The sequence below is a fragment of the Microbacterium sp. UBA837 genome, from assembly GCF_002296025.1.
Classification (GTDB): domain Bacteria; phylum Actinomycetota; class Actinomycetes; order Actinomycetales; family Microbacteriaceae; genus Microbacterium.
In genome coordinates, this window is the sequence record NZ_DBHD01000060.1 from 1 (window position 1) to 16,216 (window position 16,216).

Annotated in this window: 14 protein-coding genes; 3 read left to right on the top strand and 11 right to left on the bottom strand. The window is 68.7% G+C overall.

The features are described 5' to 3' along the window. Positions 1-18 precede the first annotated feature (18 nt). The 3 genes from B3587_RS04585 to B3587_RS04595 all read right to left on the bottom strand — a co-directional run bounded on the left by B3587_RS04585 (position 19) and on the right by B3587_RS04595 (position 4,175). On the bottom strand, positions 19-1,842 hold the full coding sequence (locus B3587_RS04585; RefSeq protein ID WP_292726829.1) for an ABC transporter ATP-binding protein: 1,824 nt from the start codon (positions 1,840-1,842) through the stop codon (positions 19-21). Positions 1,843-2,145: 303 nt separating this feature from the next. Further along, positions 2,146-2,664: a methylated-DNA--[protein]-cysteine S-methyltransferase gene (locus B3587_RS04590; protein WP_292726836.1), complete on the bottom strand. Its 519-nt coding sequence runs from the start codon at positions 2,662-2,664 to the stop codon at positions 2,146-2,148. A 2-nt stretch (positions 2,665-2,666) separates the two neighbouring features. After that, positions 2,667-4,175 carry an AlkA N-terminal domain-containing protein gene (locus B3587_RS04595; protein WP_292726837.1) on the bottom strand — a complete coding sequence of 503 codons (1,509 nt, stop codon included), beginning with the start codon at positions 4,173-4,175 and terminating at the stop codon, positions 2,667-2,669. A gap of 102 nt (positions 4,176-4,277) precedes the next feature. On the opposite strand from B3587_RS04595, the gene B3587_RS04600 reads away from it, so the two are divergent. Beyond that, the gene (locus B3587_RS04600; RefSeq protein WP_228179136.1) at positions 4,278-5,696 is read left to right on the top strand and encodes a dihydrolipoyl dehydrogenase family protein; all 1,419 of its coding nucleotides are present in this window, start codon (positions 4,278-4,280) and stop codon (positions 5,694-5,696) included. A gap of 120 nt (positions 5,697-5,816) precedes the next feature. Here the strand turns inward: B3587_RS04600 and purH are convergent, their stop codons facing one another. The 8 genes from purH to sucC all read right to left on the bottom strand — a co-directional run bounded on the left by purH (position 5,817) and on the right by sucC (position 14,412). Further along, positions 5,817-7,424, bottom strand: coding sequence for a bifunctional phosphoribosylaminoimidazolecarboxamide formyltransferase/IMP cyclohydrolase (gene purH / locus B3587_RS04605; protein WP_292726830.1), 1,608 nt, complete (start codon positions 7,422-7,424; stop codon positions 5,817-5,819). Between the two features lie 138 nt (positions 7,425-7,562). Next, on the bottom strand, positions 7,563-8,147 hold the full coding sequence (purN, locus tag B3587_RS04610) for a phosphoribosylglycinamide formyltransferase (protein ID WP_292726831.1): 585 nt from the start codon (positions 8,145-8,147) through the stop codon (positions 7,563-7,565). A 4-nt stretch (positions 8,148-8,151) separates the two neighbouring features. Beyond that, positions 8,152-9,408 carry a DUF6350 family protein gene (locus B3587_RS04615; protein WP_292726832.1) on the bottom strand — a complete coding sequence of 419 codons (1,257 nt, stop codon included), beginning with the start codon at positions 9,406-9,408 and terminating at the stop codon, positions 8,152-8,154. A gap of 43 nt (positions 9,409-9,451) precedes the next feature. Then, a complete protein-coding gene (locus B3587_RS04620) occupies positions 9,452-11,041 on the bottom strand; it encodes a polysaccharide deacetylase family protein (RefSeq protein WP_292726833.1) in 1,590 nt (529 codons plus the stop codon). After that, the gene (locus B3587_RS04625) at positions 11,038-11,607 is read right to left on the bottom strand and encodes a hypothetical protein (RefSeq protein ID WP_228179131.1); all 570 of its coding nucleotides are present in this window, start codon (positions 11,605-11,607) and stop codon (positions 11,038-11,040) included. Before B3587_RS04625 ends, B3587_RS04620 begins: the two co-directional genes overlap by 4 nt. A gap of 121 nt (positions 11,608-11,728) precedes the next feature. Continuing rightward, the gene (locus B3587_RS04630; RefSeq protein ID WP_228179130.1) at positions 11,729-12,163 is read right to left on the bottom strand and encodes a nitroreductase family deazaflavin-dependent oxidoreductase; all 435 of its coding nucleotides are present in this window, start codon (positions 12,161-12,163) and stop codon (positions 11,729-11,731) included. A 152-nt stretch (positions 12,164-12,315) separates the two neighbouring features. Beyond that, entirely contained in the window at positions 12,316-13,218 is a 903-nt protein-coding gene (gene sucD, locus B3587_RS04635; RefSeq protein WP_228179129.1) for a succinate--CoA ligase subunit alpha, read from the bottom strand. 27 nt (positions 13,219-13,245) lie between these two features. Continuing rightward, positions 13,246-14,412: an ADP-forming succinate--CoA ligase subunit beta gene (gene sucC, locus B3587_RS04640; protein ID WP_228179128.1), complete on the bottom strand. Its 1,167-nt coding sequence runs from the start codon at positions 14,410-14,412 to the stop codon at positions 13,246-13,248. A gap of 136 nt (positions 14,413-14,548) precedes the next feature. On the opposite strand from sucC, the gene B3587_RS04645 reads away from it, so the two are divergent. Together B3587_RS04645 and B3587_RS04650 are read left to right on the top strand one after the other, a co-directional pair. After that, positions 14,549-15,226, top strand: coding sequence for a TetR family transcriptional regulator (locus B3587_RS04645; protein WP_292726834.1), 678 nt, complete (start codon positions 14,549-14,551; stop codon positions 15,224-15,226). A 279-nt stretch (positions 15,227-15,505) separates the two neighbouring features. Further along, a partial coding sequence (locus B3587_RS04650) for a phytoene desaturase family protein (protein WP_292726835.1) occupies positions 15,506-16,216 on the top strand: 711 nt, incomplete at its 3' end.

The following is a 16,216-nucleotide window of genomic DNA, read 5'->3' on the forward strand; positions in this document are numbered from 1 at the left end:
TTCCCACGACAGTGGCGCTCACAGGGTCACCTCCCTCTCCCGCAGGCGGGCTTGTTCGTCTTCGAGGCTCGAGATGACATACCGGTAGTGCTCGCTCTCGCGAAGCAGCTCGGAGTGGGTACCGACGGCACTCACGCGTCCGTTTTCGAGCAGAGCGACGCGGTCGGCAAGCGTCACCGTCGATGGACGATGCGCGATGACCAGCGCCGTCGTGTCGGCCAGCACGCGACGCAGGGCATCCTCGACGAGCGCCTCGGTGTCGACATCCAACGCCGACAGCGGATCATCAAGAACGAGGACGGCGGGCTTTGCCGCGACCGCGCGGGCAAGCGCCAGACGCTGACGCTGGCCGCCCGACAGACTGAGACCCTCTTCGCCGATGACGGTGTCGACACCGTCGGGCAGGTCGTCGACGAAGCTCGCTTGCGCGACCTCGAGCGCTTCCCGCAGCGCCGCTTCGGCCTCCGGCGACCCGGGGACGAGATCCTCGCGACCGAGCAGCACGTTCTCGCGCACGGTTTGCGAGAACAGCGTCGCGTCCTCGAACGCCATGCCGATGTGGGTGCGCAGCTCAGCGAGGGTCAGGTCACGGATGTCGACCCCATCGAGAGTCACACGCCCGCCGGTCACGTCGTACAGGCGCGTCGGCAGCGTCGTGAGCGTCGTCTTTCCCGAACCGGTGAGCCCGACCAGGGCCATCGTCTCCCCCGGCCGCAGCACGAGATCGACACCATCGAGCAGGTCGCGCTGACTCTCCGGCGCATCCTGATAGCGGAAGTGGACGCCCTCGAACGCGAGCTCACCGCGAGGTGCTGCAATGGTCTTCGGCTGCTCCGGGTCGGTGATGGTGTCGACCTCGTCGAACACCTCGAAGATGCGGTCGGTGGCCGTGCGGGCATCCAACAGGAACGAGAAGAGGAACCCGATCGATTCCATCGGCCAGCGCAGCACGGTTGCCATCGCGAAGAACGCGATGAGCTCGTTGACCTCCAGCTGCCCCGCCTGCACGAGCGCGATGCCCGCACCGAGCGCGAGAGCGAATGCGATGTCGGGAAGCAGGATCAGCCAGAACCAGATCAGCCCGACAGCGCGAGCCTTGTGGATCTCGGTCTCGCGCAGGGTCTCGGCCTGTCGGGCGAACTTCTGCAGGGCGTGCGATCCGCGTCCAAACGCCTTGAGCACGCGGATGCCGTGCACGCTCTCTTCGACGGAGGTGGCAAGGTCCCCGGCCTGGTCCTGCGACTGGCGAGCGAGGGTTCCGTACCGCTTCTCGAAGCGGTATCCGGCGTACCAGAGGGGCGCAGAGGTGACCAGGAAGATCACCCCGAGCAGCCAGTGCCACTGGAACAGCAGCACCGCGCCGACGATGATCGTGAGGACGTTGACCACCAGCAGCACGAGACCGAAGGCGAGCCAGCGACGGATGATGCCGATGTCTTGCATCATCCGCGAGAGCAGCTGACCGGACTGCCAGCGGTCGTGGAACGCGACGGGCAACCGCTGCAGGCGCTGGTAGAAGGTCGTCCGCAGCCCGTACTCGACGCGGGTCGAGGGAGCGAGCACGAACCACCGGCGCGCCCAGACCATCGCCGCCTCGGCAAGGCCCAGGGCGAGGATCGCCGCTGCCCCCCAAGCGATCTGGCCGGGGTCACCGGAGGCGATCGGGCCGCCGACGATCACCTCGAGCACGAGCGGGAACATGAGGGCCAGCACCGAGGCGAGCATGGCGCTGGCCGCGCCGAGGATGAGGCGCGGGAGCACCGGACGCGCGAACGGCAGCAGACGGGCAAGCGCGCGCAGCGTCGAGGGTTGGTTCTGGGGGTGGGGAGGTGTAACGGTCATGATCCTTGTGGGAGGGCGGAGCGGACCCGCGGGTCTGCGGGCGGGGAGGGCGGCAGCCAGAGCCTGAGGCGAGGGTGCTATGCCGTGGTCGACAACGCTGCGGGCGCCGAGAGTATGCCGCGACCGGTCAGGTCACGGACACGCGAACGAGTGCGTCGCGACGCTGCTAGCGCGTCATCGCGGGACCACGGTGACGCAGGGGCGCCACGGCGATGAGGACGACAGGACTCGCGACGAAAGCGATCTGATACATGGCATCCTCCTTGGCGTACGGGCTGCCGCACGACGCGGCAGCCCTTCAGACTATGCCTGAGAGTCGGCTGAAAGCAAGGACGGATTCTCTCGATCCAGCAGCGAACGCTTGATCTCGATCCCCCACGCGAATCCCCCGAGGCTCCCGTCGGTCCGCAGCACGCGGTGGCATGGCACGAACAGCGCCGGCGCATTGCGGGCGCAGACGGATGCCGCGGCCCGTACCGCTGCGGGATGGCCGAGCGCCGTGGCGAACGCCGTGTACGACAGGGGTGCGCCGGGCGCGATGCTGCGAAGTGCCGCCCACCCGGCCAGCTGACCGGCCGTACCGAACTGCCGGACCGGCACGGCGTCGATCGCCGCGAGATCACCGGCGTAGTAGTCGCGGACGACGGATGCGGCATCCGTCGTGCCGGAGCGCACGTCGTCGGGCCGGTGACTCGGACGGATGCGCTCCACGATGCGTTCGGCGGAGTCGGTCCACCCCGATGAGAGCACCGCGCCATCGTCGGCGGCGAGGATCGCGAACGGGCCGTCGGGAGTGTCGACGAACTGGAGAACGGCGGTCAGGGTCATGTGAGAACCTCCACGGCTGACGCGGCGGGCGCGGGGGAACGGACAGTGCTGGTACGCGCGGTCGCGGCTCGGCCGGGCCGGGCGGGGACGGCTCGCCACAGGTGCGCGCTCAGGTAGCTGCGCCAGGGCGCGACTGTCGCCGCCCAGGTCTCGAGCCCCTCCGCAGGGATGCCGAGGGCTCGGGCGCCACTTCGGACGGCGACATCCGTGGGCAAGAACACGTCGGGGTCGCCGAGCACCCGCATCCGCACGTAGTCGGCGGTCCACGGTCCGACGCCGGGAAGAGCGAGCAGGGCTCGGCGCTGCTCGCTCCCGTCGTCGGCGATCGTGAGGGTCACCTCTCCCTCGGCCAGGGCTCGCGCGGCGCCGACGATCGATCGGATGCGTGCCGCAGGACCTCGCAGCACCTCGGCGCCGTGATCGGCGATGGTTGCCATCGTCGGAAACAGCCGGGTCAGGCCGTCGGGCCCGGCGACCTCCTCGCCCAGCGCATCGGCAAGAGCGGCCAGCGCCGTGCGCGCCGCGGCGACAGTGATCTGCTGGCCCACCATCGCGCGGATGAGCATCTCGTGGGGGTCGGCTGCGCCCGGAACCCGGATGCCGGGAATCGCCCGGACCCGCGGCTCGAGTTCGGGATGCCGCGACAGTGCGGAGTCGATCGCGAGCGGATCGGCATCCAGGTCGAAGATGCGACGAACGCGAGCAACGAGGGTCGCGAGATCAGATAGGGCCGTCACCGTCGCGCGCAGGCGCAGGCCGCCGGCATCCGTTCTCACCTCGAACCAGGCGGGACCCGAGGCCAGCAGCACCGTCCGAGCGAAGGATGCCTCTCCTGCCACCTCGACACCGGGCAACGCCCGCGCGCTCATCCAGGCGAGCAGCCCCGCAGCATCGAACGGACCTCGCACCGGCAGCGCCAGATCGATCGTGCCGCCGGGTGCTGCGGACCCCGTGCGCCGGGCGCGCACCTCGAGCGGTGTGAGCCCGAAGACCTCACGGATCGTGTCGTTGAACTGCCGCACACTGGCAAAACCCGACGCGAAGGCGATGTCGGATGCCGGCATCGCGGTGCCCACCAGCAGCATCCGCGCCGTGTGTGCCCGCTGCGCGCGACTGAGCGCGAGCGGTCCGGCGCCGAGTTCGGCCGTCAGCAGTCTGGTCAGATGCCGCGGCGAGTAGCCGAGTCGGTGTGCGAGCCCCGGAACACCTTCGCGCTCGATGACCCCGTCGGCGATGAGGCGCATCGCCCGCGCGGCAACGTCGCCGCGCACGTCCCAATCCGGGGAGCCGGGAGCCGCCTCGGGCAGGCACCGCTTGCACGCGCGGTACCCCGCTTCGTGGGCGGCGGCGCTGGTCGGATAGAAGGTCACGTTCGCCGGCTTCGGCGTTCTGGCCGGGCAGCTGGGTCGGCAATATATGCCTGTTGAGCTGACGGCGGTCACGAATTGACCGTCGAACCGGGCGTCGCGCGACTGGATCGCGGCGTACCGTTCGTCGAAGGTCATGGAGAGCACGGGTCAAGACTGCCACGCCCCTCCCCCGCGCACTGGCGGAAATCAGACACGGCAGCGGGAGACAGCCGCGGGGCACGCGGGTTACCGTGGCATATGGGCGCGCGCGAATATGACCTTGTTGTGATCGGGGCAGGGCCGGTTGGCGAGAACGTCGCCGACCGGGCAGTGCAGGGCGGCCTGCGGGTCGTCATCGTGGAGAGCGAACTCGTCGGTGGCGAGTGCTCGTACTGGGCGTGTATGCCCTCGAAGGCGCTGCTGCGCGCGGGATCGGTACTGCGGGCTGCCCGAGCAGTCGACGGCGCAAAGCAGGCCGTCACCGGCAACGTTGATGTCGCTGCAGCCTTGGCGCGCCGCACCCGGATGACGCACGACTGGAATGACTCCTCGCAGGTCGAGTGGCTCGAGAGCGCGGGAATCGATCTGGTGCGGGGACATGCCCGTATCGCGGGCCGCAAGCGGGTCGAAGTCACCCGTCCCGGCGGCGAGGTCGTCGACCTCATCGCCACACACGCCGTTGCCGTCTGCACCGGCTCGGCGGCTCTGCTGCCGAACACTCCCGGGCTCCGAGAGATCGAACCGTGGACGAGCCGCGAAGCGACAAGCGCACGGTCCGCGCCCGCGTCGCTCGCCATCATCGGTGGCGGGGTCGTCGGGTGCGAGATGGCAACCGCGTATGCGAGTTTCGGCACGGCGGTGACCCTCATCGCGCGATCCGGGCTGCTGGGCGGTATGGAGCCGTTCGCGGGTGAGATGGTGGCCGAGGCGCTGACCGCGCAGGGAGCCCAGGTCCGTACGGGGGTCGATGTCGTCTCGGCATCCCGCGACGCGAAGGGTCGCACTCTCGTGCTCTCGGATGGCTCGTCGGTCACAGCGGATGAGGTGCTCGTCGCCACCGGAAGGGTGCCGCGTACCGCAGACCTCGGTCTCGAGTCTGTCGATCTGAAGCCTGGCGCGTGGCTCGATGTCGACGACACGATGCTGGTGCGCGATACCGACTGGTTGTATGCGGTCGGCGACGTCAATCACCGCGCGCTCCTCACCCACCAGGGCAAATACCAGGCGCGCGCCGCGGGGGACGTGATCGCCGCCCGCGCCCGCGGTTCCCATGTCGACACGTCTCGATGGGGCGCCCACGTCGCAACAGCCGATCACGACCACGTGCCGCAGGTCACCTTCACCGACCCCGAGGTGGCCTCGGTCGGGCTGACTGCCGAGCGCGCGGAAGCGGCGGGGATCAACATCCGGGTGCTGGACTACGACCTCTCGTGGATCGCGGGAGCGTCCACGGCTTCGGATGACTACCGCGGCCAGGCCCGCGCTGTCGTCGACCGGGAGCGCGAAGTGCTGGTCGGGGCGACCTTCGTGGGCCCGGATGTCGCGGAGCTGCTGCACTCGGCCACGATCGCCATCGTCGGAGAAGTGCCGCTGAGCAGGCTCTGGCACGCGGTCCCGTCGTACCCGACGGTCAGCGAGGTCTGGTTGCGCTGGCTGGAGGCCTACGGGCGTCCCTGAGCGAGAGCCTGTCGCCGGGGACCACGCGGGACCGATCGCAGGATGATTCGCTCGACAGCCCGCGTGGCCATCGACTGGCCCGACGCTGATCCTGCAATCGGTCCGCTCGCGCGGCGCGACTTAGTGGAAGAAGTGGCGCTCGCGCGTGAAGAACATCGTGACGCCCGCGTCGCGCGCGGCCTTCACGACCTCCTCATCACGAACGGACCCTCCCGGCTGCACGATAGCCGACACGCCGGCATCGATGAGCACCTGCGGTCCGTCGGCAAACGGGAAGAATGCGTCGGATGCCGCAACGGCACCCTGCACGCGATCCCCGGCGCGCTCGACGGCCAAGCGACACGAGTCGACGCGGTTCACCTGGCCCATGCCGATACCGACAGTCGCCGAGTCCTTCGCGAGGACAATCGCGTTGGACTTCACGGCACGGCAGGTCTTCCACGCGAAGATGAGGTTGGTCATCGCGTCGGCCTCAGGCCGCTCACCGGAGACGAGCTCCCAATCGGTGGCGACTGACTCGATGTCGTCGGGGAAGCGGTCGGCATCCTGCAGAAGGAGCCCCCCCGAGATGAGCCGCACGTCCATCGGCTCCTGCTTCCAGTCGTCGGGCAGCTTCAGCACGCGCAGGTTGTTCTTGAGGCGGAAAACCTCGAGCGCCTCAGGCTCAAAGTCCGGGGCGACGATCACCTCGGTGAAGATGTCGCGCAGGTTCTCGGCCATCTTCAGGGTCACCTTGCGGTTGGCGGCGATCACGCCTCCGAACGCCGAGACCGGGTCGCAGGCGTGGGCGCGCAGGTGCGCGCTGGCAATCGGGTCCAGCGCGTTCGGCGCCGACACCGCAATACCGCACGGGTTCGCGTGCTTGATGATCGCTACGGCGGGCTTGACCAGGTCGAAGGCAGCGCGCAGGGCGGCGTCAGCATCGACGTAGTTGTTGTAGGACATCTCCTTGCCCTGCAACTGGGTAGCCTGCGCAATGCCGTGTCCGCCGGTGCGCGTGTAGATCGCGGCGCGCTGGTGCATGTTCTCGCCATAACGCAGGGTCGACAGTCGCTCGGCTCGAATCGTGAGGTGCGCGGGCAGGTCCACATCCTCACCCAGCGTCTCGTCGGCGAACCAGGTTGCAACTGCCCGGTCGTACTCTGCGGTGTGCGCGAAGGCGCGCGCGGCAAGCTCGCGGCGCTGAGCGAGGGATGTGCCGCCCGCGCGGATGGCTTCGATCACCGACCCGTAGGACTCGGGCGAGACCACGATCGCGACGTTCGCGTAGTTCTTCGCAGACGCCCGGACCATGGCGGGACCGCCGATGTCGATCTGTTCGACGACATCGTCGCCCTGCGCGCCGGAGGCGACGGTCTCAACGAACGGGTACAGGTTCACCACGACCAGTTCGAAGGGCTGGATGCCGAGATCGGCGAGCTGGTTCTCGTGGTGTGCAAGGCGAAGGTCGGCAAGGAGGCCGGCGTGCACGGCAGGATGTAGGGTCTTGACCCTCCCGTCCAGCGACTCGGGGAACCCGGTGACAGCGGCGACGTCGGTCACCGCAAAGCCGGCATCCCGGATCGTCGCGGCCGTCGACCCGGTGGAGACGATCTCGACGCCGGCCTCAGCAAGAGCCTCGGCGAGGCTCAAGAGATCGGTCTTGTCGCTCACCGACACCAGCGCGCGCCGGACTGGCACGACGTCGCGGTCGCGGTACACGGACGGGTCGTGACTGGGGCCTGCCATCAGGTCTCCTTGCTGTCGGGGCTCTGAGCTGTCGAGGCCCTGGGCTGTGAGGCTCGGGGCCGGAAGCTGTGGTTCGGAATCTGTCGGGTGGTCATCGGCCGCGGTTGCTGCGTCGTCGCGGCGCTGGTCAGGCAATAGTCAGGGAGAGGAGAGATCGAGGTCGCCGGTCGCGATGCGCCTGACCACGTCGATGAGGAGTCGGCGTTCGACCGGCTTGATCCTCTCATGAAGGCTCTCTTCGTCATCGCCGGGAAGCACTGCGATGCGCTCCTGCGCGAGGATCGGTCCGGTATCGACCCCCGCGTCTACGACGATGACACTCGCGCCGGTCTGGGTGGCACCGGCGGCGATCGCGTCCCGCACGCCGTGGGCGCCGGGGAACTCCGGAAGGTACGCGGGGTGGGTGTTGATGATACGCGGCGCCCAAGGTTCGAGTACCGATGCGGGGAGCAACCGCATCAGCCCGCTGAGAACGATCAGGTCGGGCTGCCAGACCGCGAGTTGGTCGCGAAGCGCCTCACCCCAGGCCTCCCGATCCGGATACTCGGCGTAGGGAACGAAGAACCAGGGAATGCCGAATGCTTCGGCATGGGCGAGGCCGTCTGCTTCGCGGTCGGCGCCGACGACAACGATGCGCGCCGGATAGTCGGGCTCATTCGCCGCCTCGAGCAGCGCCCGAAGGTTGGATCCGGCGCCAGAGATGAGAACGGCGACGGTGAGCACCGACTCAGTCTACCGAGGGCTCCAGCAGCGCCGTGGGCACGGCCTCGGTGGCACCGTCGTCACGGGCTCGACGTCGCGGTGAGAGCAGCAGGATGCCGGCGCCGACCCCGACCTCGATACCGATGGCCAGCGCAACAGGACCGGGCTCCGGCCCTAGCTGCGCGAGCGCCCCCGGCCCGAGCGAGCCGGAGGCAAGAACGGCCAGCAGCGCCGCTGAACCTGCAGCGGCGACCGCAACCCCCAGCGCGGTGACGATGCGGGCTGAAACGCGCTCGGCATCCGCGGCGAAGAAGGACCGGGCAACCCACCCGGCGAAGGATCCAACGCCGACGGGCAGAAGAGCGAGCAGAAGTAGCCAGGGGGACGTGGATTCGGGGAATGCGCCCATCAGCGGCAGTCCGGGCAGGACGCCGGTCGTGGTTCCGGATGCCGCGACCGTCGAACCCACCCCGAGGGAGACACCGGGTCCGGCAACGAACGCTAGAGCCCACGCGATCAGGGTGGGAAGGTACAGAAGCTGGCCGAGCGTAAGGATGACGGCACCGAGAACGTCGACATTGGCGGCCTCGTAGAGACCGACGATCTCGGAGCCCCGAGCGAAGATCGCAACGGCGGTGGTGAGGGCCGCGACGCCCACCAGGCCGACTGCCGCGATGGATCCCGCGCGGGCGATGACCGTCGGAACGAGAGCCCAGTCCTCGGGCAGGTCCTCGACGCGCTCCCGCAGCCCCGCGATGACGCCGCGGTCAGCATCCTGCCACTCCCCGACCAGAGCGCCGAGGAGCGCCGGGATGCCGAAGACCAGGGCCGGAAAGAGGATCGCTTCGGTAAGCGATGCGTGCGCGACGGCGTTTCCGGCCGTCAGGGTGATCCCGGCGGCCGCAGCTGCGAAGACCGCGGTTCCCGCGAGGGCACCGGTGAATGCCGCACCCGAGCGCGAGGCGCGGCGACCCGAGCGCGCCGCGGAGATGGCGGTGAATCCCGCGAAGGCCAGCGGAGCGAGCGACAGCACGAAGGATGCCGCATCGGGATCGATGCCGGCAGTTGCCAGGTAGTCGGCGGGGAGCGTGATCTCCAGCGGGACGACGTGCCCGAGTTGCCAGACGCTCGCGGCGGTGGGCCAGAGTGCGCTCCACGGGGCAAGGCCCCCGAACTCGACGACCCACAGCAGCGTCGCCGGCGCGAGTACGACGACGAGTCCTGCGGCGACGGTGACGAGCGCGTCGAAGGCGGCGAGGAGGAAGACGATGACCCGGTTCATGCGGCTTCGACCTTACCCATCCCCGGGCCACTCACCGGTCGACTCACCGGGCGCTGCGCCACGCTCCCGAGTTCGGGACCGAGCCGCGGAACAGTTCGGTGATGGTGGCCATCGTGAAACCTCGATCGAGGAGTCCGTCGCAGACGGCTCCGACAGTGCGCGCGGTGTTGCCGTGGATGTCGTGCTGCAGCACGATCGACCCGGGTCGAGGCTGATTCACTGCACGCTGAATCAGCACGTCGTCGTCGATTCCCTTCCAGTCCTCCGTGTCGACGTCCCAGAGGATCGCCGGCATCCGCGCGATCGAAAGCACCCGCGCGTTGTATTCGCCGTACGGCGGCCGGAACATCGTGATCGGCTGACCGGATGCCGATTGCAGGGCAGCCGACGTGTCGCCGAGCTGTGCAGCGATCTGCGCGTCGGTGAGATTCGGAAGAGACGGATGATTCCAGCTGTGGTTTCCGATGAGGTGTCCCTCAGCCACCATCCGCTGCAGGGTCGAGGCGTAGGCTCGCGCCTTCGACCCCATCGCGAAGAACGTGGCGCTGGCGCGACGCGCCGCCAGCGCGTCCAACATGCTCGGGGTGAGGTCGCTGGGACCATCGTCGTAGGTGAGCGCAACGCACGGCGTCAGCGAACAGTCGACCGGCACATCGCCTGGGTTCTGGATGCTGGGTCCGGAATACGGCTGACCGACCGAGGCGAGAAGACGCCTTCCGAAGTCAGTGAGGAGGGGTTCGGCGGCAGCTGCGGGCACGAGAACCGTGCGAGCCGCGTCAGTCGGTGGGATGCCGAGAGCCGCGAGCGCATCGGTGGTGAACCCGGCAGGAATCGTGAACTGCATTCCACCGGCTGCCGCGGGCATCGTGGTCGCGAAGGAGGCTGCCAGCCGTTCGAGGGCAGCGGGGTCTGCGAGCGGCGCGAGCGACAGGGAGCCGGCGGCGCGGCGGAGACCTTCGAATACGTCAGCGGCCAGCGTCGTTGCTGCATCAGGCGTCCACACCTGCGCCGCTGTCGCCACTTCGCCGGTTGCCGTGTCGGCGAAGAACGTGTCGACGCTATCGCTGATCTGTCCATCCGAGGCCGAGAGGACGGTCCGAAGGCGCTGTCCGAACATGCTCGCCGACGCCCACACCACATCGCACACGACTGTCGCAGAGCCGCCACTGACGACAGGCCCGGCCAGGGCGGGGTCGGCGAGCAGGTCGGCGGCTGGGATCTCGGTGGATCCCGGAACACAGGACCGGTCGGCAAGGCCGGCACCGGCGGAGCCGGCTTGCGGACCGTAGGTGGCGCCGGTCGCGTCCTGACGCGCGCCGATCGCGGTGCGGACGTAGCCACGCACGGCGTCGTTGAACGCTTCGACGCCCGGCAGCAAGGCGTAGCGCGCCTGGATACCGACGCCGTCCTGGCGGATGCGCTCGGGAGACACGGTGGCGGCCAGCGGCTGGCCGGCCTGAGCGTCGAGCGGCTGAGGTTCCGCATCGACGACCTGCAGCGTGGTCGCCGGCCACGCTGGCGGGGTCCAGCTCGGATCGATTGCCGGTGCGCAACCCGCCACCACAACTGTCGCGCACGCGATCAGGGCCGCCGCTGCGGCCGGGCGGATGACCCGGCGCCGCCCGCCCCTCAAGGTTTGACTCCCTCGAGGAGGCTCGCCAGGGCTGGTCTATACCGGTCGAGGTCGTCGCTGGACACGGCGAACACGATCGACCCCTGCGCGACAGGTCCGACGGCGGCAACAAGAGCCGGAACCGTGGCAGGATCCTGATCTGCCGGAGCCACCGGAATGCCGTGCGCAACGGTCAGGCCCGAAGCGAGCGTCTCAACCAACGGCGACGCGACACCGGCTACCGAAGCGGCTGCCGCGGGCTCGTCAGCGCTCAGCTCGACGGCGACGATCATCCCGCGATCGGGAGTCGCGATCGTGGCATGCGCGTCATCCTGCCGGGTGATGAGCCACCCGTCTGGGACCACGACTGTCACGGATGCCGCCTCTGATCCGACGACCATCGGGGTCTGAGCGCTCGCAACTTCAGTCCGCAGATTCGCGAGGGCGGGCGGGACCACGACGACCCCGACCAGCGCGAGAAACGCCACGAGTCCGGCGGCGCCGACAGCTGCCAGCGCCCATACCCACCAGGGGGCGGGTCGATGCGACGCGGAAGCGGCTGCGGCGGCTCGTGCGGTCTCGTTCATGGTGGCTCCGGGGCGCACGGGCGGCGCTGTGTGTATTGTGGCGCCTCAGTGCGTCCGGAACCTGACGGCGGGCCGGGACAACCCGTGAACTGCGAGCAGACTCCCAGCCTGCGCCCCGGGCTTAGGCGGGATCGAGCACGAACACCGCGATGAGCCGGTCGGTCTTCTTCTGATACTCGGCGTAGTCGGGCCACACCTCGACGGCGCGCGCCCACCACTGCTCACGCTCGTCACCCTCGACCTCGCGGGCGATGTAGTCACGCTTGGTCGCGCCATCCTGCAATTCGACGGTGGCGTGCTTACGCATATTGCCTGCCCACTTGGGCTCGTCAGGTGCGCCACCCTTCGAGGCGATCACGGCGTAGCTGCCGTCATGTTCGACGCGCATGAGGGCGGTCTTGCGCAGTCCTCCGGACTTCGCGCCGAGTGTCGTCAGGACGATGACGGGCACGCCTCGCAGCTCGTTGGCTTCGGCACCCCCCGTGGCTTCATAGGTCTCGGCCTGGGTGCGTGCCCACTCCGACGTGGACGGCTTGTACTCTCCGGTCAGTGGCATGGCTTCAGGCTACCGCCAGCCCGCGACCATGGGCACAGCCGTCCGCGGTCCTGTGCCGAACCCACATCCTCACCCCCGAACCCACATCTTGCGGTGGCGCGAACACGTGGGTTCGCCGCGGAAGATGTGGGTTCGCGGAAATGGTTCGCCGGTTAGAGCTTTTCGATGATTTCGCGCATCAGGGCGGCGGTCTCGGACGGCGTCTTGCCGACCTTCACGCCCGCGGCCTCGAGAGCTTCCTTCTTGGCCTGAGCGGTGCCGGCGGAGCCCGACACGATCGCTCCGGCGTGGCCCATCGTCTTGCCTTCGGGCGCGGTGAAGCCCGCGACGTAGCCGACAACGGGCTTGGTCACGTTGGCCTGGATGAAGGCTGCGGCGCGCTCTTCGGCGTCGCCGCCGATCTCACCGATCATGACGATCGCCTTGGTCTCGGGGTCGGCCTCGAACGCGGCGAGCGCGTCGATGTGGGTCGTGCCGATGATGGGGTCACCACCAATGCCGATGGCGGTCGAGAAGCCGAGGTCACGCAGCTCGAACATCATCTGGTAGGTCAGGGTGCCCGACTTCGAGACGAGGCCGATGGGTCCCTTGCCGGTGATGTTGGCCGGGGTGATGCCTACGAGCGACTCGCCGGGGGTGATGATGCCGGGGCAGTTCGGCCCGATGATCCGCGTCTTGTTGCCCTTGGACTGCGTGTAGGCCCAGGCCTCGGCGGTGTCGCCGACCGGCACGCCCTCGGTGATGACCACGAGCAGCGGGATCTCGGCGTCGATGGCCTCGATCATGGCATCCTTCGTGAAGGCGGGCGGCACGAACGCGATCGAGACGTCGGCCCCGGTCTTCTCCATGGCCTCGGCGACGGATGCGAAAACGGGCAGTTCGACGGGGTTGCCGTCCTTGTCGGTGTGCGAGACGGTCGTCCCGGCCTTGCGGGCGTTCACACCGCCGACGACCTGGGTGCCGGCCTTGAGCATGAGGGCGGTGTGCTTCGTACCCTCGCCGCCGGTGATGCCCTGGACGATGACCTTGGAGTCCTTGTTGAGGTAAATCGACATGTCAGAAGTCCTTATCCGGTTGCGCGATCAGGCGGCTGCCAGCTCGGCTGCCTTGTCAGCGCCCTCGTCCATACCGGCGGCGAGGGTGACCAGCGGGTGGTTCGCGGCGGCGAGGATCTCGCGACCCTCTTCCACCTGGTTGCCGTCGAGGCGTACGACGAGCGGCTTGGTGGCGGCGTCCCCGAGGATCTCGAGTGCCTTGACGATGCCGTCGGCAACCGCGACGCACGAGGTGATTCCGCCGAAGACGTTGACGAACACGCTCTTGACCTGCGGGTCGCCGAGGATGACGTCCAGCCCTGCGGCCATGATCGTCGCGGATGCCCCACCGCCGATGTCGAGGAAGTTGGCGGGCTTCACGCCGCCGTGCTTCTCACCGGCATAGGCGACGACGTCGAGGGTCGACATGACCAGGCCCGCGCCGTTACCGATGATGCCGACTTCGCCGTCGAGCTTGACGTAGTTCAGACCCGACTCCTTGGCCTTGGCCTCCAGCGGGTCGGCAGCGCCCTTGTCCTCGAGCTCTTCGTGCTCGGGGTGGCGCACCTCGCTCGCGTTGTCATCGAGGGTGACCTTGCCATCGAGGGCGATGATGTTGCCGTCGCCGTCGAGGATGAGCGGGTTGACCTCGACGAGGGTCGCACCCTCGCCGGTGTAGACGTCGTAGAGCTTCACGAAGGCATCCGCGACCTTGTCCACGAGCTCCGCGGGGAAGCCCGCAGCGGTCGCGATCTCGACAGCCTTGTCCTTGTCGATACCGGTCAGCGGGTTCACCTCGACGCGGGCCAGGGCCTCGGGCTTCTCCACCGCGAGCTGCTCAATCTCCATGCCACCTTCGACGGAGCACAGCGACAGGTAGGAGCGGTTCGAGCGGTCCAGCAGCACGGAGAAGTAGAACTCCTCCTCGATCGAAGCACCGGCTGCGACCATGACCCGGTGGACGACATGACCCTTGATGTCCAGCCCCAGGATCGCTTTCGCTGCCTCGTAGGCTTCGTCCGCGTTCTTCGCGACCTTCACGCCGCCGGCCTTGCCGCGACCTCCGGTCTTGACCTGAGCCTTGACGACGACGACACCGCCGATCTTCTCGGCAGCCGCCTTCGCCTCCTCAGGAGTGTCGGCGATGATGCCGGGGAGCACCGGCACCCCGTACTTCTCGAATAGGTCTCGTGCCTGGTACTCGTACAGATCCACGCTGATGTCCTCCGCTGCGGCGTCGGGTGGGTGAGGGAGTGTCTCGATGTCGAGATAGTTCGACCAAGAAGTCAGCCTACTACCCGGCGCTGAACGGTTCCGAACGAGCCGGTTCTTGCGGCGGTAGGCTCACGGCATGTCCGACACCACCGCCGCCACACCGTCGTCGCGGACCGCGGTCGTCGCCGTTGCGCTCGACCTGTTCGACCGGAACGGCTTCGATGCGACATCCGTGGAACAGATCGCCCAGGCTGCGGGCAGTTCCCGGTCGACGTTCTTCCGCCAGTTCGGCGGCAAGGACGACGTCGTGTTCGCTGACCACGAGCTCCTGCTCGCCCAGCTGCGCGAGAACCTGTCTCACCCGCACGAGAACCCCTGGGTGGCGGTATGCGATGCGGCGGTCACGGTGTTCGAACACTTCGCAGCCGACCCCGACCTCGCGCGGCGCCGCTACTCCGTGGTGCGCAAGGTGCCGGCACTTCGCGAGCGCGAGATCGTCACGGTGTTCCGCTACGAGCGACTCTTCGACGAGTACCTGCGCGGCGCTTTGCCGGGCCTTGATCCGATCGATGCCGTCGGCTTCGCCGCATCCGTCGCCGCCGTCCACAACCACGTGCTGCGGCAGCTGCTTCGCGACGGGGAACCCGTGCCGGTGTCGGTGCTGCGCGCAGCCCTCGATGACCTCCTGCGCAAGTTCGGCGTGCACCCCGACCCCGAGCATCCGGATCCTGATGACGTCGTGGTGGCGGTCTTCCCCAAGCGGATGCCGCTGGCCGAAGTCACCCGCCGCCTGCACACCTCCCTCGACCTCTAACCTGAGGCGCCGGGGCGGGGCGCTCGCTGACCCGTCGGCCCAGGTTTCGGTCGCGCCGTTGTGCGGAGTTCCCCAGCGGGTAACGACACAATGGCGCGACCGAACGATGAAGCTCTCCGTTCGGTCGCGCCCTGTTGCGGGTGCCCGCGCGCAGAACCCGCACCACGGCGCGACCGAAACAGAGATCGGCTGACATCTAGCGCAGCGGATGCCGGGCGCAGCGGATGCGGACAGCGATGGATGCCGGGGCGACGGATGCCGGGGTGGCAGACTGGCGGCATGGCGGCGCACGCAACGGTCGTGGGCAGCGGACCGAACGGACTGACCGCTGCGGCGGTCCTCGCCCGGGCGGGACTGCGTGTGCGAGTCCTCGAGGCTGCCGACACGATCGGCGGCGGCGTGCGCACCGAGGCGCTGACCCTTCCCGGATTCCGGCACGATGTCGGTTCGGCGGTTCATCCGGCCGCACTGACCTCCCCGATCTTCCGGGCGCTCGGCCTGCACCGCGTCGTGTCATGGCTGAACCCTGACGCCTCCTACGCGCACCCGCTCGATCGCGGACCCGCGGCGATCGCGTGGCGTGACATCGACCGCACGGCCGACGATCTCGGCCCCGACGGCCGCGCCTGGCTCGCGATGACGCGACCTCTAGCACGCCACATCAATGAGCTCGTCACGTTCACGGGCGATCAGCTGATACGGATGCCGCGGCATCCGCTCACGGCTGTGCGGTACGGCTTGCGGGTGCTCGAGCAGGGAACGGGCCTCGGCGCGGCGAGCTTCCGCACACCGCGGGCCGCAGCGCTGCTGGCGGGAGCGATGGCTCACGCGAACACCTGGATGCCGTCCCTGGCGTCGGCAGCGGCGGGTCTGTTGCTTACGGCGCAGGCCCACGCCGGCGGGTGGCCCGTTCCGCACGGAGGCGCCCAGACGATCGCCGAGGCCCTCGCCGCCGACATCCGGGCTCACGGGGGCGTGATCGAGACCGGA